Genomic DNA, 22,670 nt, shown 5'->3' on the forward strand with positions numbered 1-22,670 from the left:
GTCAAAATTTTGACCGCTTTTCTATATTTGAGGTACTTTATTTATTCAACCATGCCATATATTCAGCCACACCTTGTGCAACTGTTTTAAATGGCTTGTCATAGCCAACAGCTCGTAATTTATCTAAGTTAGCTTGTGTATACTCTTGATAACGGCTTTTTAGATGCTCTGGGAATGGGATAGTTTCGATATCTGCTTCACTTTTACCGTGGAATTTGACAACTGCCTTGGCTACTTCTTGGAAAGATTCTGCATTCCCTGTACCCAAATTATAGATACCTGAAATATTGTTTTGCCAACACCAAATATTTACTGCTGCGACATCGCCTACGTATACGAAATCACGACGGAAGTGCTCGCTACCTGCGAATAATTTTGGATTTTCACCTTTTAAAATTTGGTTATTTAAATGGAAAGCAACACTTGCCATAGAACCTTTATGATTTTCACGCGGACCATATACATTGAAATAGCGGAAGCCACAAACAGGAGAGTTTGCTTCTGGTAAAATAGCACGTACATATTGATCGAATAAGAATTTAGAATAACCATAAACATTCAATGGCGCTTCAAATTCGCGCTCTTCACGAAATTCTGTTTTATCTCCATAAGTTGCTGCGGACGAGGCATAAAAGAAAGGGATTTCACGATCTAGGCAATAATGTAAGAGTTCTTTTGAATATTCATAATTATTGTGCATGATGTATTTACCATCCCACTCAGTGGTCGCAGAGCAAGCACCTTCGTGGAAAATAACATCAATATCACCTAAATCATCTCCAGCCATAATAGAAGCAATAAAGTCTTCTTTATCGCAATAATCAGCGATATCTAAATCCACTAAGTTTGCGAATTTTGTCCCATCTTTTAAATTATCTACGACTAAAATATCTGTGCGCCCAAGTTCGTTTAGGGCTTTTACTATGTTACTACCAATAAATCCAGCACCGCCAGTTACGATAATCATAATATTGTCCTCTGTTGGTTAATACTGATATGTATTGTAATGGATTTTATGAGAGATGTGTTTAAGTATTTTATACACAGTATCGGTTTTTCGCCTTTACTTGAAAAGTAGTCTTATGATTTTAATCCCTGCTGGACCTATTTTCTATGGAAAATATCTATATAAATAACTAGTTAAGTTAAAAGAAAGCGTAATTGTGAAGACATATGATGAGAATGATTAAGATACAGCTTGTGAATTTCTGGGATTAAACTTTTTTATTTGTGTAAGAATGAGGTAAATATAAATAATGTGTTAGGGACAGAACGCTCAATTGAATATAGAAATAAAAAGTTGTTCTATAAATATATTTTATAAAAAATATATGTCACTGCTCTAAGCTTGTTTAATGATATGGAAAAAAGTAAAACTATATTAGTTTAAAATGTTATATTTTTCACATAAAAATGTTTTTTTTGTTAACTTCGTCACATTTTCTTCTTGATTTTGATGTATAATATATATTAGTCTATTTTATATACAAATTGTCAATGGGGAAGATATATGGACGCAAAAGAAATTGCACAGTTTATTGATCATACAGCATTAACTGCAGAAAAAACGGAACAAGACATTCTTAAATTATGTGATGAGGCAATTGAGAATAAATTTTGGTCTGTTTGTATTAATTCTGCTTATATTCCTTTAGCAAAAGAAAAACTTGCAGGTACTGATGTTAAAATTTGTACTGTTGTGGGCTTTCCTTTAGGAGCGAATTTAAGTTCAGTTAAAGCATTTGAAGCCAGTCAGGCTATTCAGGTTGGTGCAGATGAAATTGATATGGTTATTAACGTTGGCTTAATTAAATCCAATAAATGGGATGCTGTTCGTGCAGATGTCGCAGAAGTATTAACAGCTTGTGCTAATAAACCTCTAAAAGTGATTTTAGAAACTTGCTTATTAACAAAAGAAGAAATTGTTAAAGCATGTGAAATTTGTAAACAGTTAAATGTAGCGTTTGTGAAAACGTCAACTGGTTTCAGCAGCGGTGGTGCAACTGTGGAAGATGTTGCCTTGATGAAACAGACCGTAGGCGATATTGGAGTTAAAGCGTCTGGCGGTGTGCGTGATACCGCAACAGCAGTAGCAATGATTAATGCTGGTGCGACACGTATCGGTGCAAGTGCAGGGATTGCGATTATTAATGGTTTACAGGATGTAAATAGCACCTATTAATAAATGATTGAGCTTGCTATGGAAAAGATGAATTCTCGCATCCAAAAATTGGAGTTTTTACTGAAGCAAATGGATAAAATTCACTTGCGAGAAGCGGCTGAAATATTAAAAGTCTCTGAAATGACTATTCGGCGAGATCTTAGTTCCAGTGCAAGCTCAATTATTTTATTAGGTGGTTATATTGTCAAAGATCCCAAAAAGCAAAATAACAAGCAGTATCAAATTTTTGAACATCAAGGGAAAAATACGACTGAAAAAGTAAAGCTCGCTAAAGTTGCTGCGAGTTTAATTGAAGAGGGTGATGTTGTTTTCTTTGATTGTGGTTCTACAATTCCTTTTATTGCAGCTGAGATTGAACATCATTTAAAATTTACTGCTGTATGTTGTTCTATCAATGCGTTTATTGCATTGCAGGAAAAGCCTAACTGTGATGTGATTTTATGTGGTGGGCATTATTCTCGTCATAATGCATTTTTGATGCCAATCCAATCTAGAACAGAATTAGAAATCATTCGTACAAATAAGGCTTTTATTTCTGCCGCGGGTGTTGATTTAAAACAGGGAGTTACTTGTTTCAATTTTGATGAGGCAAAAGTTAAGCAAGTTGCTATGTCAAAGACACAGCAGTCCATTTTAGTTATCGATCATGCAAAGTTCCATCAAATTCAACAAGCTTATATTGCAAATTTAGATGCGTTCGATATCCTAGTTTGTGATAAGTCCGTACCAACAGAATTCGCTGATCAGATTATTACTTGTATAGCTTAGTAGATAGAATTAAATTAAAAAAACTTAGCTAAAAGTAACCGCACTTTCATTCCCCAATAAGTTGTTAAACCTGTTGTTGCAAATTCCATGTCATCTTTATCTAAAATAATAATAGTAGGAGTCACGCTGACTTGCCATTGTTGACTTAATGTACCTTGTGGGTCATTGATAGTAGTGAAATGGTAATTATGTTTAGTTAAATAACGTTGTACTGTTTCATTATCACCAGAACTTAATGCAACAGAGACAACAGGATAACCTTCCTCTGCTAAAGAATGTATGATAGGCGAAGTATATTGGCAATATCCACACCAGCTTCCCCAAAAATATAAAATAGTTGGTTGTGTTTGACTAAGTTGAGCAAGGAAAAAAGACTGATTCTGTAAATCAGTTAGTTTAGTGGTAGTTGCATTAATAGAAGCAGTAGGTTTACGTATAAAATCGAATACAGTACTTACTACAATTAATGTTAGTACAACTGAAACGAAGGATTTTAAAAGATGATAAATTTTGCGTATCATTGTGTAATGAAATTACTCAATTTCTTTTAGATTGATCTGTTCTGCTCCCTTGGCGAGCATTCGTAATTGTAAAATAACACGTTGTTTAAGTTGTTCACGCTCTGTTTTTCCCATATCTAATGCATTTGCGCCAGCTGTAAAGACGATAGTTACCATCCCTTCAGCTTGAACTTGAGATATATATTGTGAAGAATGATTACGATATACAATATATTCAGTGAGCTCATCAACAAAGTGTTTAATTTCGCGTGCTGTTGCAGTTCTAAATGCTTGCGACGTACCAGAGCTTTCGCGTAATAATAAACGAAACATATTAGGATTGTTCGTAATAAATTCAAAGAAGGTATCGACTGAAATAGCAATAACACTGCCGCCTTTCTCCAAGCGCTTACGAGCTTGACGCATTAGCTGGCGTAATACTAATCCAGCTTCATCAACCATAGTTAATCCAAGCTCATCCATATCTTTAAAGTGGCGGTAAAATGATGTAGGTGCAATACCCGCTTCTCGTGATACCTCACGTAAACTTAAATTTGAAAAGCTTTGTTCTGCAGTCAGTTGATTAAAGGCCGCGCTAATGAGTGCGCGTCTCGTTTTTTCTTTCTGTAATGCTCTTACACCTGCCATTTTCCCTCCTTATTTTTAAGATAGAATAGTATTAACTGTATGGCTGATTGTTTGAGCAATTCTTTCATAACGGCTTCGTAGTGGTGAACCTGGACGATAAACTAAATTGACACTACGAGATGGTTCGGGTGCAGTACAAGCAATGTATTTTACACCTGTACGCTTACCTTCATTAATGACAGCAAGTTGAGGCATAAAAGTAATACCAGCATTAGCGGCAACCATATTACGCAACGTTTCTAGACTTGTGGCTTGAAAATGTGCATTTTCTTTTGCACCAGCGCTAAAACAATACCCCATGGTTTGCTCACGTAAACAATGTCCGTCATCTAACATTAACATTTCACAACCATTTAGTTTACTCATTTCAATTGTCTTTTCATTTGACCAAGGATGAGAATCACTTACAGCAAGTAGCATTTTTTCTTTGAAAATTGGGACTTCAATAAAAGCTTCTGCTTCACGTACTGAGGCGATAATTGCGCAGTCTAAGTGACCAGTTTCTAGCTGTTCTAAAAGTTGGCTAGTTTGTGCTTCGTAGAGAAAAAGTTCTAAATCAGGAAAGCCCTCTTTAAGTACTGGAATAATATAAGGTAATAAATAAGGACCTATAGTAGGAATAACACCAATGTGGATTGGACCAGTCATTTCTTTACCTTGATTACTCGCCATTTCCTTGAGTAACTTCACTTCTCTTAATACTGCTCTTGCTTGATCAACTAATAATAAGCCAGATTGAGTGAAAAGGACTTTACGGCTTGTTCTCTCTAACAATATTATACCTAATTCGTCTTCTAATTTACGAATTTGACCACTTAATGTAGGTTGACTTACATGGCATGAATCTGCCGCACGGCGAAAATGTTTATGTTCTGCAAGTGCCACGAAATATTCTAAATCGCGGATATTCATTTTTACCTCATCATTGAAATAAGCAATTAAAAAGATCGGACCAATTGTTTTAAACTATATCATAAATTTGACTATAATTCATAAAGGAGTAAGATCCATATGGTTATTTATTACTTAATATAGAGGAGAACACTTATGACAACAATGGAAGGAAACAAAGTTCCACAAGTCACATTTCATACTCGTCAAGGCGATCAATGGGTTGATGTAACCAGCGCAGATTTGTTTGACAATAAAACAGTTGTACTTTTCTCATTGCCAGGCGCATTTACACCAACTTGCTCATCAACGCATTTACCACGTTATAATGAACTTGCTTGTGAATTTAAAGCATTAGGTGTTGATAGCATTATTTGTATGTCTGTTAATGATACTTTCGTGATGAATGCTTGGAAAGCTGATCAAGAGTCTGAAAATGTTATTGTAATTCCAGATGGAAATGGTGAGTTTACTGAAGGTATGGGAATGTTAGTTGGCAAAGAAGACTTAGGTTTTGGTAAACGTTCTTGGCGTTATTCGATGCTAGTGCGTAATGGTGTTGTTGAAAAAATGTTTATTGAACCACAAGAGCCAGGCGATCCATTTAAAGTTTCTGATGCAGATACGATGATGAAATATCTCAAACCTGATTGGCAGCCTAAGCCATCAGTTTCTGTGATTACTAAACCAGGTTGTCCATTCTGCGCAAAAGCAAAAGCCTTGTTAAAAGAAAAAGGCTATACTTTTGAGGAGATTGTGCTAGGTCGTGATGCAAGTACAATTTCAGTACGTGCAATCACAGGTAAAACAAGTGTGCCTCAAGTATTTATTGGTGGTCAATATATTGGTGGCAGTGAAGATCTAGAAAAATATTTTGCTTAATTAAGTATTAAATAATATAAAAGTGCGGTTAGATTTCCGCACTTTTTATTTATCAATAATGTGGCGGTGGTGTTTCTTCGGCTTGACTTGCAATATTAGATGGTTGTATATCTTTTAACTTATTGACTAAATAACGTAATTGTATTTGCATTTTGTCTAGCGCAAATTGTTGTTCTATCAGCGACTGGTTTAATTCATCTAATAAGTTTTCTTGGAATGTAGTTTTCATTTCTAATTCCGCAATACGCTGCTCTAATTTTTCTTGAATTTGCATAAATAAACTCCAAATAAAGGTTGTGAATTTGTTAATTCCGTTTTAACCTATCCCAATTCATTTTTTCATTATAAAGGATTAGACATTATGTTTAAAATTCAAAAATTTTCTGTGCTTAGTTTAATGGTCGGGGTCATCATTTCAAGTTCAGTGCTTGCCAATGTAGATGAGAAAAAATTTAATGATGATGCTTCTTATGCAGTTGGTGTGCTATTAGGTTCAAACATTAAAGACATTATCGATACCCAAAAAGAGATTATTGAATATGACAATGCTCGTTTATTAGCAGGTGTAGAGGATGTTTTAGCTGGAAAAACTCATCTTGGCTCAAATACAGAAGTCGTAAATACATTACAATTAGTCCAAGATAAAATACAACAAGCACAAGAAAAAGAGTTGGCTAAAGTTGCTAAACAAGCAAAAGAAGAAGGTGATAAATATCGTGCCGAATTTGAGAAAAAGGCTGGTGTGAAGAAAACAAAATCGGGGCTTTTATATCGTATAGAAAAATCGGGACAAGGTACTAAGATTGGTGCAACAGATTTAGTAACAGTTAATTACACTGGAAAATTACCAAATGGCCAAGTTTTTGATAGCTCTAATGGCAAACCAATTTCATTTAAATTAAATCAAGTCGTGCTAGGTTGGACAGAAGGCTTACAGCTTATTAAGAAAGGTGGTAAAATTGAACTAGTGTTACCGCCAGAGCTTGCATATGGTTCTCAAGGTGCAGGTATGATTCCACCTGATACGACTTTATATTTTGATGTCGAAGTAGTAGATGTGAAATCTGAAGAGAAAAAATAATTAAAAAAAGACCGCACTTTTATGTTCAGTGAAAAGTGCGGTTATTTATTTTAACTTATTGAGAATAAAGTAAATGTTAACGGATAAACGACCTTTTACAGACGAAGATAAAGCAATTTTGAATTCTTACAAAGCAGTAGTAGATGGCGTCAGTGCCCTTATCGGTCGTCATTGTGAAATCGTGCTTCATTCTTTAGAAGATTTAGAACATTCAACTATTTGTATTGCTAATGGACATAATACGAATCGCCAAATTGGTTCCCCCATCACAGATCTCGCCTTAAAGTCGCTACATAATATGCAAACTGACAGTGTATCTAAGCCTTATTTTACTCGAGCAAAAAGTAAAGGTTTGATGAAGTCGGTGACCATCGCTATCCGTAATAAAAGTCAGCGTATTATTGGATTATTATGTATTAATATTAATTTAGATGTGCCTGTATCTGAGTTTATGCAAGCATTTATACCAACAGAAGAGCAGCAAGAAACCTCGAGTGTGAATTTTGCAAGCTCAGTAGAGGAGTTAGTTGCACAAACTGTCGAGAAAACGATTGAAGAAGTAACCGCAGATCGTATGGTGTCAAATAATAATAAAAATCGTCAAATTGTTATTTCACTCTATGAAAAAGGGATATTTGATATTAAAGATGCAATTAACTTAGTTGCAGATCGGTTAGATATTTCTCGTCATACAGTTTATTTGTATATTCGCCAAGTGAAGCAAGATTCGGACGAACAAAAATAATGCGTTATGTACTTTGTATAAAACAGCCTATTTATGGTGCCCAAGGTGGCTACTTAGCTTATCAAATTGCGCAAGCTTTAGTCGAGCAAGGTCATCAAATTAGCCAGATTTTCTTTTTTCAACAAGGTACGACAACAGGTAATGCTTTTGTTTATCCTGCTAACGATGAATTTAATTTACAAAAAGCATGGCAAAATTTCTCACAGCAATATGATGTTCCACTTCATTTATGTATTGCAGCAGCACAACGCCGTGGTATAGTCGATACACAAAGTGCAAAAACAGTAGGACAGACTAATTTAGCTTCACATTTTGTTTTAGCAGGGCTAGGTGAATTTAGCCAAGCTTTATTAGAGTCGGATAGAGTTCTAACATTATGATCAAAATTGCTTTTGTTTTTCGTTCAGCACCGCATGGGTCTTCAGCAAGTCGTGAAGGACTCGACGCATTATTGGCTGCGACGGCTTTCTGTAATGAAGAAGACATTGCTGTTTTTTTTATTGATGATGGTGTATTGAATTTATTGATACACCAACAGCCAGAATTGATTTTACAAAAAGATTTTGTCAGCGGACTAAAGCTATTAGATTTATATGATATTAAACAACGTTATGTTTGCGCTGATTCATTAACACAATTTGGCTTGAGTGAAAAACAGCACATTATTTTTTGTGAAAAAATTGACCGCACTTTATTAGTTGAAAAACTCCAACAAGCAGAAAAAACATTGACTTTTTAAGAGGTTATATGCTCTATACATTTTCACAAGCTAACTATGATATCAATGAGCTTGCTCGGCATTTAGAACATATCACTGAGAAAGACGCAATTGTATTATGGCAAGATGGTGTTTTATTAGCACTTAAGTTTCCGATGTTATTATCAAATACAAATACGGTGTGTTTCATATTAGAAACTGATCTTAAGGCTCGCAATTTGCAAAAAGCGATTCGTTTAAATCACAAAATAAAAATTATCTCTTTGTCTCAGTTAGTTCAATTAACTGAGCAATATTACCCTCAACTTGCGCTTTAAGTAAATATTACTTTCTTCTATTGTCAGAACTATTGCTTCTTGCTCATTTCTTTAATTTCCCAAGAGTTTCTGCTTATTTCTTGACATTACTGCTCTTGAAGATTAAAATTCAGCGTCTATTCTTGTATGGAATAGATTTTGAATATAAACATTCTTTTATGAATAATTGTTAATACTGGAGCTTTTTTAATGGCAACTATCAACCAGCTAGTACGCAAACCGCGTGTGAAAAAGGTTGTAAAAAGTAACGTTCCTGCATTAGAGGCTTGCCCGCAGAAACGTGGTGTGTGCACACGTGTATACACAACTACACCTAAAAAACCGAACTCAGCATTACGTAAAGTATGCCGTATTCGTTTAACTAACGGTTACGAAGTAACCTCTTACATCGGCGGTGAAGGTCACAACCTTCAAGAGCACAGTGTTGTGCTTATCCGTGGCGGTCGTGTTAAAGACTTACCAGGTGTGCGTTATCACACTGTACGCGGTGCATTAGACTGTGCTGGCGTTAAAGATCGTAAACAAGGTCGTTCTAAATACGGCGTTAAACGTCCTAAATCTTAATGGTTCTCCGTTAAGTAAGGCCAAACGTCTAAATTAGTAAAACTATTTAAACCATAAACTCCAGTCAAAAGGCGATATTTATCGCAAAATGTAGAGTTTTGGAAAATCCTGAAGATTAATTACGGAGAAATTCGCAATGCCACGTCGTCGTAGTATTGAACCACGCAAGATTCTTCCAGATCCAAAGTTCGGATCCGAATTACTTGCAAAATTTATCAATGTTTTAATGGTAGATGGTAAAAAATCTATCGCAGAAAAAATCGTTTATAGTGCATTAGATACGTTAGCACAACGTACTGGTAAAGAAGCATTAGAAGCTTTCGAAGCAGCACTTGACAACGTACGCCCAACTGTTGAGGTTAAATCTCGTCGAGTGGGTGGTTCTACATATCAAGTACCAGTTGAAGTGCGTCCAGTTCGTCGTAACGCATTAGGTATGCGTTGGATCGTTGAAGCTGCACGTAAACGTGGTGACAAATCAATGGCTTTACGTTTAGCTAACGAATTGTCTGATGCATCAGATAACAAAGGTGCAGCAGTGAAAAAACGTGAAGACGTTCATCGTATGGCTGAAGCTAATAAAGCGTTTGCTCATTACCGTTGGTAATTTTTTAGCAACTACGTTTTTCAGGCTTCATCTCATTTAATTATGCGGTGAAGCCTTATACATATTTAAAATTTCATATTTAATTCCAGCAAGGAAATAAGAATGGCACGTACAACCCCTATTTCACGCTACCGTAATATCGGTATTAGTGCGCACATCGATGCAGGTAAAACCACAACATCTGAGCGTATCTTATTCTATACAGGCGTGAGTCATAAAATCGGTGAGGTGCACGATGGTGCAGCTACAATGGACTGGATGGAGCAAGAGCAAGAGCGTGGTATCACGATCACATCTGCTGCAACAACTGCATTCTGGTCAGGGATGTCTCAACAATATCCACAACACCGTATCAACGTAATTGATACTCCAGGACACGTTGACTTCACAATTGAAGTAGAACGTTCAATGCGTGTTCTTGATGGTGCAGTAATGGTTTACTGTGCAGTAGGTGGTGTTCAACCACAATCTGAAACTGTATGGCGTCAAGCTAACAAATACGAAGTACCACGTATTGCGTTCGTAAACAAAATGGACCGTACTGGTGCAAACTTCCTACGTGTTGTTGAGCAAATCAAAACTCGTTTAGGTGGTAACTCAGTTCCTCTACAACTTCCAATCGGTGCAGAAGATAGCTTTATTGGTGTTGTTGACTTAGTGAAAATGAAAGCGATCAACTGGAATGAAGCAGATCAAGGTATGACATTTACCTATGAAGATATTCCAGCAGACATGTTAGATGCTTGTGAAGAATGGCGTCAAAACTTAGTTGAGTCAGCAGCAGAATCTTCTGAAGAGTTAATGGAAAAATATCTTGGTGGTGAAGAGTTAACTGAAGAAGAAATTAAAGCTGGTTTACGCCAACGAGTATTAGCTGGTGAAATCATTCCAGTTTGCTGTGGTTCTGCATTCAAAAACAAAGGTGTTCAAGCAATGCTTGATGCAGTAATCGACTATTTACCAGCACCTACAGATATCCCTGCAATTAAAGGTATCAACCCAGATGAAACTGAAGGTGAGCGTCACGCAAGTGATGAAGAGCCATTTGCGGCACTTGCATTTAAAATTGCGACTGACCCATTCGTTGGTAACTTAACTTTCTTCCGTGTTTACTCAGGTGTAATTAACTCTGGTGACACAGTATTGAACTCCGTAAAAGATAAACGTGAACGCTTTGGTCGTATTGTACAGATGCATGCGAACAAACGTGATGAGATCAAAGAAGTTCGTGCGGGTGACATTGCAGCTGCAATTGGTTTGAAAGATGTTGGTACAGGTGATACATTATGTGCACAAGATGCGCCAATCATTCTTGAGCGTATGGAATTCCCAGAGCCAGTAATTTCTGTTGCAGTTGAACCAAAAACTAAAGCGGACCAAGAAAAAATGGGTATCGCATTAGGTCGTCTTGCACAAGAAGACCCTTCATTCCGTGTTCACACTGATGAAGAGTCAGGTGAAACTATTATCTCTGGTATGGGTGAGTTACACTTAGATATTATCGTTGACCGTATGCGCCGTGAGTTTAAAGTTGAAGCGAATATCGGTAAACCACAAGTGTCTTATCGTGAAACAATCCGTACTCGTGTTAATGATGTTGAGGGTAAACACGCAAAACAATCTGGTGGTCGCGGTCAATACGGTCATGTTGTTATTGACTTATACCCATTAGAGCCAGAAGGTCCAGGCTATGAATTCGTGAATGAAATCAAAGGTGGTGTGATTCCAGGTGAATATATTCCAGCAGTTGATAAGGGTATTCAGGAGCAACTTAAATCTGGTCCATTAGCAGGATATCCAGTAGTAGATTTAGGTGTACGTTTACACTTCGGTTCATACCATGATGTTGACTCATCTGAGCTTGCATTTAAATTAGCTGCATCTTTAGCATTTAAAGCAGCCTTTAATAAAGCAAACCCAGTGCTACTTGAGCCAATCATGAAAGTTGAAGTTGAAACACCACCTGACTATGTTGGTGATGTAATTGGTGACTTAAGCCGTCGTCGTGCGATGGTTAACGGTCAAGAAGCAAATGAATTTGTTGTGAAGATCAATGCAGAAGTACCACTTTCAGAGATGTTTGGTTATGCAACTGACCTTCGTTCACAAACTCAAGGTCGTGCTTCATACTCAATGGAACCATTGAAGTATGCAGAAGCGCCGAAAAACGTTGCTGATGCAATCATTGAAGCTCGCAAAAAATAATTTTGTTTAACAAACCACGAGCCATAATGGCTCGTGGTATCTACTGAGGAAACTTAATCGTGTCTAAAGAAAAATTTGAACGTACAAAACCGCACGTAAACGTGGGTACAATCGGCCACGTTGACCATGGTAAAACAACTTTAACAGCAGCAATCACTACAGTATTATCAAAACACTTTGGTGGAGCGGCTCGTGCATTTGACCAAATTGATAATGCGCCAGAAGAAAAAGCGCGTGGTATTACTATCAACACATCACACGTAGAATACGATACAGCAACACGTCACTACGCACACGTTGACTGTCCAGGACACGCAGACTATGTAAAAAACATGATTACAGGTGCTGCACAAATGGATGGTGCTATTTTAGTAGTAGCAGCGACTGATGGTCCTATGCCACAAACTCGTGAGCACATTCTTTTAGGTCGTCAAGTAGGTGTACCTTACATCATCGTATTCTTAAACAAATGTGACATGGTAGATGATGAAGAGTTATTAGAATTAGTTGAAATGGAAGTACGTGAACTTCTATCTCAATATGATTTCCCAGGTGATGATACACCAATCGTACGTGGTTCAGCGTTACAAGCATTAAACGGTGTACCAGAGTGGGAAGAGAAAATTCTTGAATTAGCGGGTCACTTAGACACTTACATTCCAGAGCCAGAGCGTGCAATCGACCAACCATTCTTATTACCAATTGAAGACGTATTCTCAATTTCAGGTCGTGGTACAGTAGTAACAGGTCGTGTAGAGCGTGGAATTATCCGTACTGGTGAAGAGGTTGAAATTGTTGGTATTAAAGAAACCACAAAAACAACAGTAACGGGTGTTGAGATGTTCCGTAAACTATTAGACGAAGGTCGTGCGGGTGAGAACGTTGGTGCTTTATTACGTGGTACTAAACGTGAAGAAATCGAACGTGGTCAAGTATTAGCGAAGCCAGGCTCAATCACACCACACACAGACTTTGAATCAGAAGTTTACGTGTTATCAAAAGAAGAAGGTGGTCGTCATACTCCATTCTTCAAAGGTTACCGTCCACAGTTCTATTTCCGTACAACTGATGTAACGGGAACAATTGAATTACCAGAAGGTGTTGAGATGGTAATGCCAGGTGATAACATCAAGATGACTGTAAGTTTAATTCACCCGATTGCGATGGACCAAGGTTTACGCTTTGCGATTCGTGAGGGTGGTCGTACAGTGGGTGCTGGTGTTGTAGCTAAGATTATTAAATAATTAGGCTTAACGAGCAAAACAGAAAGAAGGCGTATTTTATTACGCCTTTTTTTATGGTTGAACATTGTACTAAGGAATTCTAAATATGATTATTTAGAGAGTAATACTTGTTACCTAGATTGATTTAAAAAGTGATTTTTCTGCTGTAATTTTAATATGCAAGTTTAAAATAAAGTGCTACAATCACGCGTTCAGAAGTGAATCCCTATTTTTTATATTAAGTAATGGATTAATAAATTATGGCGTTAGAAATTGAGAAAAAGAAAAATACGCTCGAAGATGATGGCTTAAAGTCAAAAGGCTTAAATGGCTTTTTATGGTTTTTAGTCTTAGTTCTCATCGTGGGAGCAGCATTAGGTAATATTTATCTTGAAGAACAACTTTCTACTCCAATTCGTGTTGTTGGTGTAGTTGTTTTATTGCTTGTCGCATTAGGAATTGCAGCATTTACAAATCAAGGTGTAAATGCACGTCATTTTTTCAGTGAGTCAAAAATTGAATTAAGAAAAATTGTATGGCCTTCACGTCAAGAAGCAACACAGACGACTTTTATCGTCGCAGGTGTCACAATCCTTGTTTCATTAATTTTATGGGGATTAGATTCAGTTATCGTTGCATTAATTACGTTCTTAACAGATTTGAGGTTCTAATATGACAGATTCAGCACCAAAAAAACGTTGGTATGTGTTACAGGCCTTTTCAGGTTTTGAGGGGCGTGTAGCAGCAACTTTACGTGAGTACATTAAATTACATCAAATGGAAGAGCAATTTGGTGAGGTTCTCGTTCCAACAGAAGAGGTTGTTGAAAATGTAGCAGGAAAAAGACGTAAAAGTGAACGTAAATTTTTCCCAGGCTATGTGTTAGTACAAATGGAAATGAACGATGAAACTTGGCACCTTGTTCGTAGTGTTCCACGTGTAATGGGATTTATTGGTGGTACAGCGGATAAACCTGCGCCAATTTCACAGCGTGAAGCAGATAGAATTTTAAATCGCTTACAAGAAAGCTCTGAAAAACCTCGTCACAGAAAAGAGTTCCAACCTGGTGAAGAAGTCCGCGTTACAGAAGGTCCATTTGCAGACTTTAATGGCACTGTAGAAGAAGTAGACTATGAAAAAGGTCGATTAAAAGTGTCTGTATCTATTTTTGGGCGTGCGACACCAGTTGAGCTTGAATTCAGTCAAGTTGAGAAAACAAATTAATTTTTAACCTTGCTTATTGATCAATTCTGATAGATAAGTGCGGTGTGATTTTAAGTAATTTTTACTTGAAGTTTGGACTGTGTTTAATTAGAATACAGCCTTTCATAAACAGGGGAGCTAGTAATAGCGTGATTACCCATTCTAGAGGAAGCTAAAAATGGCAAAAAAAGTACAAGCCTATGTTAAGTTGCAAGTTGCAGCTGGTATGGCTAACCCTTCACCACCAGTTGGTCCTGCATTAGGTCAACAAGGTGTGAACATTATGGAATTCTGTAAAGCATTCAATGCTCGTACTGAGAGCTTAGAAAAAGGTTTACCGATTCCAGTTGTTATCACTGTGTATGCAGACCGTTCATTCACTTTCATCACAAAGACACCTCCAGCAGCAGTATTATTGAAAAAAGCAGCGGGTATCAAATCTGGCTCTGGTAAGCCAAACAAAGATAAAGTGGGTAAAGTATCCTTAGATCAAATCCGTCAAATTGCTGAAACTAAAGCAGCGGATATGACAGGTGCATCTATCGAAACTAAGATGAAATCAATCGCTGGTACAGCTCGCTCAATGGGCTTAGTGGTGGAGGAATAATACGATGGCTAAATTGACTAAAAAAATGAAAGCAATCAAAGCTGGCGTAGATTCTACTAAAGCTTATGAAATCAATGAAGCAATTGCAGTATTAAAACAATTCGCAACAGCTAAATTCGTTGAGAGTGTTGATGTTGCTGTTAACTTAGGTATCGACCCTCGTAAATCTGATCAAAACGTGCGTGGTGCAACTGTATTACCACATGGTACTGGTCGTTCTGTACGTGTTGCTGTGTTTACTCAAGGTGCTAACGCAGAAGCAGCTAAAGAAGCTGGTGCGGATTTAGTTGGTATGGACGATTTAGCAGAGTTAGTGAAAAAAGGCGAAATGAACTTCGACGTAGTTATTGCTTCTCCAGATGCAATGCGTGTTGTTGGTCAATTAGGTCAAATTTTAGGTCCACGTGGTTTAATGCCTAACCCTAAAGTTGGTACTGTCACACCGAATGTTGCAGAGGCTGTAAAAAATGCAAAATCTGGTCAGGTTCGTTACCGTAATGATAAGAACGGTATTATCCACACGACAATCGGTAAAGTTAACTTTAGCGAAGAACAACTAAAAGAAAACTTACAAGCGTTATTAGCTGCTTTAGCTAAAGCGAAGCCGACTACATCTAAAGGTGTATTCATCAAGAAAGTGAGTATTTCGACAACAATGGGTGCTGGTGTAGCTGTTGACCAGTCTTCACTATAACTTATAAAAGCTAATTTAAAAAGACCGCATTTTTATATCTATAAAGTGCGGTCTTTTTTCATAAATAATGAGTTATTGCTTGAATACAGTTAGTTGACAAAGTCTTGCAATATTTTGTGCTGTAGAAATTAGGTTTTCTTTACCTTTTTTTAAAGTTACATCTAAATTTTCCACTTGATGTAATATCGGAAAAACGGCATCAATTCCAATATCATATACCACTTCATAGTCTTCTTTTAAGCTCCCAACAATTGCAATAACAGGTTTATTAAAGTATTTTGCGACTTTAGCGACTCCAGCTGGCGTTTTACCTTGCGCCGTTTGACTATCCATTCTCCCTTCTCCAGTAATAATTAAATCAGCATTTTCTACTTGTTTAATGAGATTAACTGCATTGATAATAATTTCTACACCAGATTGTAGTCGAACATTAGGTAGTAATAATAAACCTGCGCCCATACCACCCGCAGCGCCACTTCCCGACTGTTCTCGAATGTTGAGATGATATTGTTGTTCTACGATAGTAGAAAAGTGGTGTAAAGCATGATCAAGCTGTTGCACCATTTCTGCTGTAGCACCTTTTTGTGGTCCAAAAATAGCAGAGGCACCATTTGGGCCACACAAAGGATTAGTCACATCACAAGCAACTTGAATTTCAATTTCTTTCAAACGGGGATCGAGATGAGTAAGATCAATCTTAGAGAGTGTTTGCAATGACTCTCCTCCTAATTGGATCTCTCTTTGATCTTTATCTAAGAACCTACCACCTAGTGCTTGTAGCATACCAACTCCACCATCATTAGTAGCGCTACCACCAATCCCTAGTATGATTTTTTTTATGCCGCATTCAAGTGCCGCTTTTATGAGTTGCCCTGTCCCAAAACTGGTTGTTTTTAATGGATTTCTCTGTTCAAATGGTACTAAGTGTAGCCCTGAGGAAGCTGCCATTTCTATGAAAGCTGTATCTTTATTTCCTGATAGTCCCCATGTTGCCGAAACAGTATTGCCAAGTGGCGCTATGACGGCTGTTGAAATCAAATTCCCTTGTGTTGCATCGATAAGAGATCGCACAGTACCTTCACCCCCATCAGCCATAGGCACTTTAATGTATTGGGCGTGAGGAAAGACTTTCTTAAAACCTGTTTCAATAGCACTAGCGACTTCAAGTGAAGTTAAACTTTCTTTAAAAGAATCAGGTGCAATCACAATTTTCATATTAAGATCCTATTAAACTAGCATTAAATATAGCTGATAATTTTGTGAGTTTGTTTGTTAATCTTCATTACGATACCAAAACTAATAGACTCTACATAATCGTTTATTTTTTATAAATTATATTTACAAAACAAGAAACTCCGATTATAATCTTGCACCTAAGTTTTGCCATATAAAGTTGTGGTGAAAGATTGATGGTGCTTGACCAATTTCAAGCCCCATCCAAGACCGTAGGGGAAATCAAGTATTTCTTAATTATCCTACGTAGATGGTGAACAGAATAAGAATTTTTCTTGCTTCTGTGCACCGAAGTCGTCCTTATATTGTTTTTTGATATGAGGTAATTTAAGTCCGAGAAATCGGAGTGTATTCAGGAGCTAAAAGCCAATGGCATTAAATCTTCAAGACAAACAAGCAATTGTTGCTGAAGTAAACGAAGCAGCCAAAGGTGCCCTATCAGCTGTTATCGCGGATTCTCGTGGTGTGACAGTAGATAAAATGACTGAGTTACGTAAAGCAGCTCGTGAAAATGGCGTTTCAATGCGTGTTGTGCGTAATACCTTATTACGTCGCGCAGTTGAAGGTACAGATTTTGAGTGTTTAAAAGATACGTTTGTAGGTCCAACACTTATCGCATTTTCTACTGAACATCCAGGTGCTGCAGCACGTTTGTTCAAAGATTTTGCAAAAGCAAACGATAAGTTTGAAATTAAAGGTGCAGCCTTTGAAGGTAAGATCCAAGATGTTGAATTCTTAGCAACATTACCGACTTACGACGAAGCAATTGCACGTTTAATGGGTACAATGAAAGAAGCTGCGGCAGGCAAGCTTGTTCGCACTCTTGCAGCATTACGCGACAAATTACAAGAAGCAGCTTAATTCAGCGGCTTCTTTACTCGTTTAACTTTTTTACTTTAGGAATTGATTGTTATGTCATTAACTAACGAACAAATTATTGAAGCGATTGCTTCTAAATCTGTAACTGAAATCGTAGAATTAATCACTGCGATGGAAGAAAAATTTGGTGTTTCTGCAGCAGCAGCGGCAGTAGCAGTAGCAGCAGGTCCAGCAGAAGCTGCTGAAGAGAAAACTGAATTTGACGTAGTGCTTGCAGGTGCAGGTGCTAACAAAGTAGCAGTTATCAAAGCTGTACGTGGTGCAACTGGTTTAGGCTTAAAAGAAGCTAAAGACTTAGTAGAGTCTGCTCCAGCAGTGTTGAAAGAAGGCATCTCTAAAGCTGAAGCTGATGCACTTAAGAAAGAATTAGAAGAAGCTGGCGCACAAGTAGAAATCAAATAATTTTGATTGACTTGTTAGCCTTTCAAGGCTCGATGGCTGGTGGTTTTTCCATCAGCCATTTTGTGCTATCAAAACAGGAATAAATTTCTCCGTTTGGTTTTTTCTGTTTTTCTCAAATTAATTAAGTTGACATAATTTGGGGTATCCGCTCATCAGAAGTAAGGTTCAGAGTGCGGTCATCTAGAAACGGTATCTTAATAACATACATCGCATACATAGTGTTTGTTTAGACAACATTATGTGTTTGGTTCACTGAAACACAGCAGAGGAACCCTATGGTTTACTCATATACCGAGAAAAAACGTATTCGTAAAGACTTTGGCAAACGCCCACAAGTTTTAAATGTACCTTATTTATTAACAATTCAACTAGACTCTTTTGATAAATTTATTCAAAGAGACCCAGAAGGTTTGCAAGGCTTAGAAGCTGCATTCCGTTCTGTCTTCCCAATCGTCAGCAATAATGGCAATACTGAACTACAATATGTGAGCTATCAATTGGGGGAGCCAGTATTTGATGTAAGAGAATGTCAAATTCGTGGCACCACTTATGCTGCACCATTGCGTGTTAAATTACGTTTAGTCAGCTATGACAAAGATGCTGCGCCAGGCACAATCAAAGATATTAAAGAACAAGAAGTCTATATGGGTGAAATTCCATTAATGACTGATAACGGTACTTTTGTTATTAATGGTACTGAACGTGTTATTGTGTCGCAATTGCATCGTAGCCCTGGTGTATTCTTTGATTCTGACAAAGGTAAAACACATTCTTCAGGTAAAGTTTTATATAATGCACGTATTATTCCTTATCGTGGTTCTTGGTTAGATTTTGAATTTGATCCAAAAGATAACTTATATGCACGTATTGACCGCCGTCGTAAATTACCCGCAACGATTATTTTACGCGCATTAAACTACACTACAGAACAAATCCTCGATCTTTTCTTTGATAAAGTTGTATTTGAAATTAAAGACAACAAGTTGCTTATGACATTAGTGCCAGAAAGATTACGTGGTGAAACAGCAACATTTGATATTGAAGCAAATGGCAAGGTTTATATTGAGCGAGGTCGTCGCATTACAGCACGTCATATTCGTGCATTAGAAAAAGATAATGTCACTCAAGTTGAAGTTCCAACAGAATATATTGTTGGTAAAATCGCCGCTAAAGATTATGTTGATTTAGAAACTGGTGAAGTAATTTGCCCTGCTAATATGGAAGTTTCGTTAGAAATGTTAGCGAAATTATCTCAAGCAGGCTATAAAACAATTGAAACCTTATTTACCAATGATTTAGATCATGGACCTTATATTTCTGAAACATTGCGTGTTGATCCTTCTAGCGACCGTTTAAGTGCATTGGTTGAAATTTATCGCATGATGCGCCCAGGTGAGCCACCAACAAAAGAAGCCGCAGAAAGTTTATTTGATAATCTATTCTTCTCTTCAGATCGTTATGATTTATCTGCAGTAGGACGTATGAAATTTAACCGTTCTTTAGGTATTGATGAAGAGATTGGCAGTGGTATTTTAAGCAATGATGATATCATCGGTGTAATGAAGAAACTAATTGAGATTCGTAATGGTCGTGGTGAAGTTGATGATATCGATCATTTAGGTAATCGTCGTATTCGCTCAGTTGGTGAAATGGCAGAGAATCAATTCCGTATCGGTTTAGTAAGAGTGGAAAGAGCGGTAAAAGAACGCTTATCTCTGGGAGATTTAGATGCGGTTACGCCACAAGATTTGATCAATGCAAAACCCATTTCTGCTGCAGTGAAAGAGTTTTTTGGCTCTTCACAACTTTCACAGTTCATGGATCAAAACAACCCGTTGTCAGAAGTCACGCACAAACGTCGTATTTCTGCATTAGGTCCAGGTGGTTTAACACGTGAGCGTGCAGGCTTCGAAGTTCGAGATGTTCACGCAACTCACTATGGTCGTGTGTGTCCAATTGAAACGCCTGAAGGTCCAAACATTGGTTTGATCAACTCACTTTCAGTTTACGCCCGTACTAACGATTATGGTTTCTTAGAAACACCATACCGTAAAGTAGTAAATGGTCAAGTGACAGAAGAAATTGAATATTTATCTGCGATTGAAGAAGGTAAATATGTGATTGCACAGGCGAACTCTAATTTAGATGAAGATTTACGTTTTACTGATGCATTTGTTACATGCCGTGGAGAACATGGTGAATCTGGCTTATATCGTCCAGATGAAATCCATTATATGGACGTTTCAACTCAACAAGTGGTTTCTGTTGCAGCAGCATTAATTCCATTCTTGGAGCATGATGATGCAAACCGTGCCTTGATGGGGGCAAACATGCAACGTCAGGCAGTTCCAACATTACGTGCGGATAAACCATTAGTCGGCACAGGTATTGAGAAAGCTGTTGCAGTGGACTCTGGTGTAACAGTAATTGCAAAACGTGGCGGTACAATTCAATATGTTGATGCTTCTCGTATCGTAGTAAAAGTCAATGAAGATGAAACGATCCCAGGTGAGGCAGGTATTGATATTTATAACCTTGTAAAATATACCCGTTCAAACCAAAATACTTGTATCAACCAAGTACCTTGTGTGTCATTAGGTGAACCTATTGGGCGTGGTGAAGTGTTAGCTGATGGTCCTTCAACAGATTTAGGTGAGTTAGCTCTTGGTCAAAATATGCGTGTTGCGTTCATGCCTTGGAATGGTTATAACTTTGAAGACTCAATGTTAGTTTCTGAACGCGTTGTACAAGAAGATCGTTTCACTACAATTCATATCCAAGAACTTTCTTGTGTGGCACGTGATACTAAATTAGGCTCAGAAGAAATAACAGCGGATATTCCAAACGTAGGTGAAGCAGCATTAAGTAAACTTGATGAATCTGGTATTGTTTACATTGGTGCGGAAGTAAAAGGTGGCGATATTCTTGTAGGTAAAGTGACTCCAAAAGGCGAGACACAATTAACTCCTGAAGAAAAATTACTACGTGCAATCTTTGGTGAAAAGGCATCTGATGTAAAAGATTCTTCATTACGTGTACCAAATAGCGTATCGGGTACCGTTATTGACGTTCAAGTCTTCACTCGCGATGGCGTAGAAAAAGACAAACGTGCGCTTGAAATTGAAGAAATGCAATTAAAACAAGCGAAAAAAGACCTTGTGGAAGAATTAGAAATCCTTGAAGCAGGTTTGTTTACACGTGTTCGTAGCCTTCTCATTGCGGGTGGTTTCGATGCTAAAAACTTAGATAAATTAGACCGCACTAAATGGTTAGAGCAGTCATTAAATGATGAGTCGCAACAAAATCAGTTAGAACAGCTTGCTGAACAATATGAAGAATTACGCAAAGAGTTTGAGCGTAAGTTAGAAATCCAGCGTGGTAAAATCATTCAAGGTGATGATTTAGCACCTGGCGTATTGAAAGTAGTGAAAGTGTATCTTGCGGTGAAACGTCAGATTCAACCAGGCGATAAAATGGCAGGGCGTCATGGTAACAAAGGGGTTATCTCAAAAATTAACCCTGTAGAAGACATGCCGTATGATGAAAACGGCCAGCCTGTTGATATTGTGTTGAATCCACTGGGTGTTCCATCACGTATGAACATCGGCCAGATCTTAGAAACTCACTTAGGTTTAGCGGCGAAAGGTATTGGTGAGAAGATCAATGCAATGATCAAACAACAACAAGAAGTGGCAAAATTGCGTGAATATATGCAAAAAGCATACGACTTGGGTCACGGCTCTCAAAAAGTCGATTTAAGTACTTTTACTGATGAAGAGGTGATGCGTTTAGCACAAAACTTACGTAAAGGTTTACCGCTTGCTACCCCAGTATTTGATGGTGCACATGAAAGCGAAATCAAAGGCTTATTAGAGTTAGGTGGTTTACCAACCTCAGGTCAAATTACTTTATTTGATGGCCGTACTGGTGAGAAATTTGAGCGTCCAGTAACAGTAGGTTACATGTATATGCTCAAGTTGAACCACTTAGTTGACGACAAAATGCATGCTCGTTCAACAGGTTCTTATAGCTTGGTAACACAACAACCATTGGGTGGTAAAGCACAATTCGGTGGTCAGCGTTTCGGTGAAATGGAGGTGTGGGCACTTGAAGCATATGGTGCAGCTTATACCTTACAAGAGATGTTGACAGTGAAATCCGATGATGTGAATGGTCGTACGAAGATGTACAAAAACATCGTGGGTGGCACGCATCAAATGGATCCAGGCACACCAGAATCTTTCAACGTCATTATGAAAGAAATTCGCTCGCTTGGTATCAACATTGATTTAGATGAAGATTAATCTGAAATCATAACCCA

General features: G+C 37.6%; 25 protein-coding genes. 19 read left to right on the top strand and 6 right to left on the bottom strand.

Translation table 11 applies throughout. From position 1 onward, the window contains the following. Positions 1-37: 37 nt before the first annotated feature. Positions 38-967: an ADP-glyceromanno-heptose 6-epimerase gene (rfaD, locus tag K7G93_RS09610; protein ID WP_049214759.1), complete on the bottom strand. Its 930-nt coding sequence runs from the start codon at positions 965-967 to the stop codon at positions 38-40. A 543-nt stretch (positions 968-1,510) separates the two neighbouring features. Here rfaD and deoC point away from each other — a divergent pair. Both deoC and deoR read left to right on the top strand, forming a co-directional pair. Next, positions 1,511-2,182 (top strand): deoxyribose-phosphate aldolase, encoded by a 672-nt coding sequence (deoC, locus tag K7G93_RS09615; protein WP_049214760.1) that lies wholly within the window; start codon positions 1,511-1,513, stop codon positions 2,180-2,182. Positions 2,183-2,200: 18 nt separating this feature from the next. Beyond that, entirely contained in the window at positions 2,201-2,950 is a 750-nt protein-coding gene (deoR, locus tag K7G93_RS09620; protein WP_049214775.1) for a DNA-binding transcriptional repressor DeoR, read from the top strand. A 14-nt stretch (positions 2,951-2,964) separates the two neighbouring features. Here the strand turns inward: deoR and K7G93_RS09625 are convergent, their stop codons facing one another. From K7G93_RS09625 to oxyR, 3 genes are read right to left on the bottom strand one after another with little or no spacing between them, the layout of a single operon-like run. Beyond that, a complete protein-coding gene (locus K7G93_RS09625) occupies positions 2,965-3,471 on the bottom strand; it encodes a protein disulfide oxidoreductase (protein ID WP_228400376.1) in 507 nt (168 codons plus the stop codon). Positions 3,472-3,483: 12 nt separating this feature from the next. Then, positions 3,484-4,098: an HTH-type transcriptional repressor FabR gene (gene fabR / locus K7G93_RS09630; protein ID WP_049214762.1), complete on the bottom strand. Its 615-nt coding sequence runs from the start codon at positions 4,096-4,098 to the stop codon at positions 3,484-3,486. Positions 4,099-4,113: 15 nt separating this feature from the next. Further along, positions 4,114-5,010, bottom strand: a complete 897-nt coding sequence (gene oxyR / locus K7G93_RS09635) for a DNA-binding transcriptional regulator OxyR (RefSeq protein ID WP_049214763.1) — start codon at positions 5,008-5,010, stop codon at positions 4,114-4,116. Between the two features lie 135 nt (positions 5,011-5,145). Here oxyR and K7G93_RS09640 point away from each other — a divergent pair, with 135 nt between their 5' ends. After that, entirely contained in the window at positions 5,146-5,871 is a 726-nt protein-coding gene (locus tag K7G93_RS09640) for a glutathione peroxidase (RefSeq protein WP_049214764.1), read from the top strand. A gap of 52 nt (positions 5,872-5,923) precedes the next feature. Here the strand turns inward: K7G93_RS09640 and K7G93_RS09645 are convergent, their stop codons facing one another. Next, positions 5,924-6,145 (bottom strand): SlyX family protein, encoded by a 222-nt coding sequence (locus tag K7G93_RS09645; RefSeq protein ID WP_049214765.1) that lies wholly within the window; start codon positions 6,143-6,145, stop codon positions 5,924-5,926. Between the two features lie 87 nt (positions 6,146-6,232). Here K7G93_RS09645 and K7G93_RS09650 point away from each other — a divergent pair, with 87 nt between their 5' ends. The 13 genes from K7G93_RS09650 to rplA all read left to right on the top strand — a co-directional run bounded on the left by K7G93_RS09650 (position 6,233) and on the right by rplA (position 15,835). Further along, the gene (locus K7G93_RS09650; protein ID WP_228400377.1) at positions 6,233-6,952 is read left to right on the top strand and encodes an FKBP-type peptidyl-prolyl cis-trans isomerase; all 720 of its coding nucleotides are present in this window, start codon (positions 6,233-6,235) and stop codon (positions 6,950-6,952) included. Between the two features lie 73 nt (positions 6,953-7,025). After that, positions 7,026-7,697, top strand: coding sequence for a helix-turn-helix transcriptional regulator (locus tag K7G93_RS09655; RefSeq protein ID WP_049214767.1), 672 nt, complete (start codon positions 7,026-7,028; stop codon positions 7,695-7,697). Next, entirely contained in the window at positions 7,697-8,077 is a 381-nt protein-coding gene (gene tusD, locus K7G93_RS09660) for a sulfurtransferase complex subunit TusD (protein ID WP_049214768.1), read from the top strand. Before K7G93_RS09655 ends, tusD begins: the two co-directional genes overlap by 1 nt. Beyond that, positions 8,074-8,436 (top strand): sulfurtransferase complex subunit TusC, encoded by a 363-nt coding sequence (gene tusC / locus K7G93_RS09665; RefSeq protein WP_224045927.1) that lies wholly within the window; start codon positions 8,074-8,076, stop codon positions 8,434-8,436. Before tusD ends, tusC begins: the two co-directional genes overlap by 4 nt. A gap of 8 nt (positions 8,437-8,444) precedes the next feature. After that, positions 8,445-8,732: a DsrH/TusB family sulfur relay protein gene (locus tag K7G93_RS09670; RefSeq protein WP_115323465.1), complete on the top strand. Its 288-nt coding sequence runs from the start codon at positions 8,445-8,447 to the stop codon at positions 8,730-8,732. A gap of 189 nt (positions 8,733-8,921) precedes the next feature. Beyond that, the gene (rpsL, locus tag K7G93_RS09675) at positions 8,922-9,296 is read left to right on the top strand and encodes a 30S ribosomal protein S12 (protein ID WP_005717858.1); all 375 of its coding nucleotides are present in this window, start codon (positions 8,922-8,924) and stop codon (positions 9,294-9,296) included. 136 nt (positions 9,297-9,432) lie between these two features. Next, positions 9,433-9,903: a 30S ribosomal protein S7 gene (gene rpsG / locus K7G93_RS09680; RefSeq protein WP_005763451.1), complete on the top strand. Its 471-nt coding sequence runs from the start codon at positions 9,433-9,435 to the stop codon at positions 9,901-9,903. Between the two features lie 102 nt (positions 9,904-10,005). Next, the gene (gene fusA / locus K7G93_RS09685; RefSeq protein WP_226690997.1) at positions 10,006-12,108 is read left to right on the top strand and encodes an elongation factor G; all 2,103 of its coding nucleotides are present in this window, start codon (positions 10,006-10,008) and stop codon (positions 12,106-12,108) included. Positions 12,109-12,167: 59 nt separating this feature from the next. After that, entirely contained in the window at positions 12,168-13,352 is a 1,185-nt protein-coding gene (tuf, locus tag K7G93_RS09690) for an elongation factor Tu (protein WP_049214773.1), read from the top strand. 239 nt (positions 13,353-13,591) lie between these two features. Further along, the gene (gene secE / locus K7G93_RS09695) at positions 13,592-14,002 is read left to right on the top strand and encodes a preprotein translocase subunit SecE (protein WP_049214730.1); all 411 of its coding nucleotides are present in this window, start codon (positions 13,592-13,594) and stop codon (positions 14,000-14,002) included. Between the two features lies 1 nt (position 14,003). After that, positions 14,004-14,555 carry a transcription termination/antitermination protein NusG gene (gene nusG / locus K7G93_RS09700; RefSeq protein WP_049214729.1) on the top strand — a complete coding sequence of 184 codons (552 nt, stop codon included), beginning with the start codon at positions 14,004-14,006 and terminating at the stop codon, positions 14,553-14,555. Positions 14,556-14,712: 157 nt separating this feature from the next. Continuing rightward, positions 14,713-15,141: a 50S ribosomal protein L11 gene (gene rplK / locus K7G93_RS09705; protein ID WP_049214728.1), complete on the top strand. Its 429-nt coding sequence runs from the start codon at positions 14,713-14,715 to the stop codon at positions 15,139-15,141. A 4-nt stretch (positions 15,142-15,145) separates the two neighbouring features. Then, complete coding sequence (gene rplA, locus K7G93_RS09710) at positions 15,146-15,835, top strand: 50S ribosomal protein L1 (RefSeq protein ID WP_049214727.1); 690 nt, start codon at positions 15,146-15,148, stop codon at positions 15,833-15,835. A gap of 72 nt (positions 15,836-15,907) precedes the next feature. Here rplA and K7G93_RS09715 read toward each other — a convergent pair whose 3' ends face one another. Beyond that, entirely contained in the window at positions 15,908-17,050 is a 1,143-nt protein-coding gene (locus tag K7G93_RS09715; RefSeq protein ID WP_226690321.1) for a glycerate kinase, read from the bottom strand. Positions 17,051-17,437: 387 nt separating this feature from the next. On the opposite strand from K7G93_RS09715, the gene rplJ reads away from it, so the two are divergent. The 3 genes from rplJ (at position 17,438) to rpoB (ending at position 22,653) form a co-directional block, all read left to right on the top strand. Continuing rightward, positions 17,438-17,929 (top strand): 50S ribosomal protein L10, encoded by a 492-nt coding sequence (gene rplJ, locus K7G93_RS09720; RefSeq protein WP_049214725.1) that lies wholly within the window; start codon positions 17,438-17,440, stop codon positions 17,927-17,929. Positions 17,930-17,980: 51 nt separating this feature from the next. Then, positions 17,981-18,349 carry a 50S ribosomal protein L7/L12 gene (gene rplL, locus K7G93_RS09725; protein WP_049214724.1) on the top strand — a complete coding sequence of 123 codons (369 nt, stop codon included), beginning with the start codon at positions 17,981-17,983 and terminating at the stop codon, positions 18,347-18,349. 275 nt (positions 18,350-18,624) lie between these two features. Beyond that, positions 18,625-22,653, top strand: coding sequence for a DNA-directed RNA polymerase subunit beta (gene rpoB / locus K7G93_RS09730; RefSeq protein ID WP_228400378.1), 4,029 nt, complete (start codon positions 18,625-18,627; stop codon positions 22,651-22,653). Positions 22,654-22,670 lie beyond the last annotated feature (17 nt).

The sequence above is a fragment of the Pasteurella canis genome (assembly GCF_020810675.1).
Taxonomy (GTDB): Bacteria; Pseudomonadota; Gammaproteobacteria; order Enterobacterales; family Pasteurellaceae; genus Pasteurella; species Pasteurella canis.

Bases quoted from the DNA above. Each gene is read 5' to 3' on its own strand.
- rplK (WP_049214728.1), top strand. From the start codon at position 14,713: ATGGCAAAAAAAGTACAAGCCTATGTTAAGTTGCAAGTTGCAGCTGGT.
- K7G93_RS09625 (WP_228400376.1), bottom strand. From the start codon at position 3,471: ATGATACGCAAAATTTATCATCTTTTAAAATCCTTCGTTTCAGTTGTA.
- tusD (WP_049214768.1), top strand. From the start codon at position 7,697: ATGCGTTATGTACTTTGTATAAAACAGCCTATTTATGGTGCCCAAGGT.
- fabR (WP_049214762.1), bottom strand. From the start codon at position 4,098: ATGGCAGGTGTAAGAGCATTACAGAAAGAAAAAACGAGACGCGCACTC.
- rplA (WP_049214727.1), top strand. From the start codon at position 15,146: ATGGCTAAATTGACTAAAAAAATGAAAGCAATCAAAGCTGGCGTAGAT.
- rplJ (WP_049214725.1), top strand. From the start codon at position 17,438: ATGGCATTAAATCTTCAAGACAAACAAGCAATTGTTGCTGAAGTAAAC.
- K7G93_RS09715 (WP_226690321.1), bottom strand. From the start codon at position 17,050: ATGAAAATTGTGATTGCACCTGATTCTTTTAAAGAAAGTTTAACTTCA.
- K7G93_RS09645 (WP_049214765.1), bottom strand. From the start codon at position 6,145: ATGCAAATTCAAGAAAAATTAGAGCAGCGTATTGCGGAATTAGAAATG.
- K7G93_RS09650 (WP_228400377.1), top strand. From the start codon at position 6,233: ATGTTTAAAATTCAAAAATTTTCTGTGCTTAGTTTAATGGTCGGGGTC.
- K7G93_RS09670 (WP_115323465.1), top strand. From the start codon at position 8,445: ATGCTCTATACATTTTCACAAGCTAACTATGATATCAATGAGCTTGCT.
- rpsL (WP_005717858.1), top strand. From the start codon at position 8,922: ATGGCAACTATCAACCAGCTAGTACGCAAACCGCGTGTGAAAAAGGTT.
- secE (WP_049214730.1), top strand. From the start codon at position 13,592: ATGGCGTTAGAAATTGAGAAAAAGAAAAATACGCTCGAAGATGATGGC.
- rpoB (WP_228400378.1), top strand. From the start codon at position 18,625: ATGGTTTACTCATATACCGAGAAAAAACGTATTCGTAAAGACTTTGGC.
- K7G93_RS09640 (WP_049214764.1), top strand. From the start codon at position 5,146: ATGACAACAATGGAAGGAAACAAAGTTCCACAAGTCACATTTCATACT.
- nusG (WP_049214729.1), top strand. From the start codon at position 14,004: ATGACAGATTCAGCACCAAAAAAACGTTGGTATGTGTTACAGGCCTTT.
- rplL (WP_049214724.1), top strand. From the start codon at position 17,981: ATGTCATTAACTAACGAACAAATTATTGAAGCGATTGCTTCTAAATCT.
- deoC (WP_049214760.1), top strand. From the start codon at position 1,511: ATGGACGCAAAAGAAATTGCACAGTTTATTGATCATACAGCATTAACT.
- K7G93_RS09655 (WP_049214767.1), top strand. From the start codon at position 7,026: ATGTTAACGGATAAACGACCTTTTACAGACGAAGATAAAGCAATTTTG.
- rpsG (WP_005763451.1), top strand. From the start codon at position 9,433: ATGCCACGTCGTCGTAGTATTGAACCACGCAAGATTCTTCCAGATCCA.
- deoR (WP_049214775.1), top strand. From the start codon at position 2,201: ATGGAAAAGATGAATTCTCGCATCCAAAAATTGGAGTTTTTACTGAAG.
- rfaD (WP_049214759.1), bottom strand. From the start codon at position 967: ATGATTATCGTAACTGGCGGTGCTGGATTTATTGGTAGTAACATAGTA.
- oxyR (WP_049214763.1), bottom strand. From the start codon at position 5,010: ATGAATATCCGCGATTTAGAATATTTCGTGGCACTTGCAGAACATAAA.
- fusA (WP_226690997.1), top strand. From the start codon at position 10,006: ATGGCACGTACAACCCCTATTTCACGCTACCGTAATATCGGTATTAGT.
- tusC (WP_224045927.1), top strand. From the start codon at position 8,074: ATGATCAAAATTGCTTTTGTTTTTCGTTCAGCACCGCATGGGTCTTCA.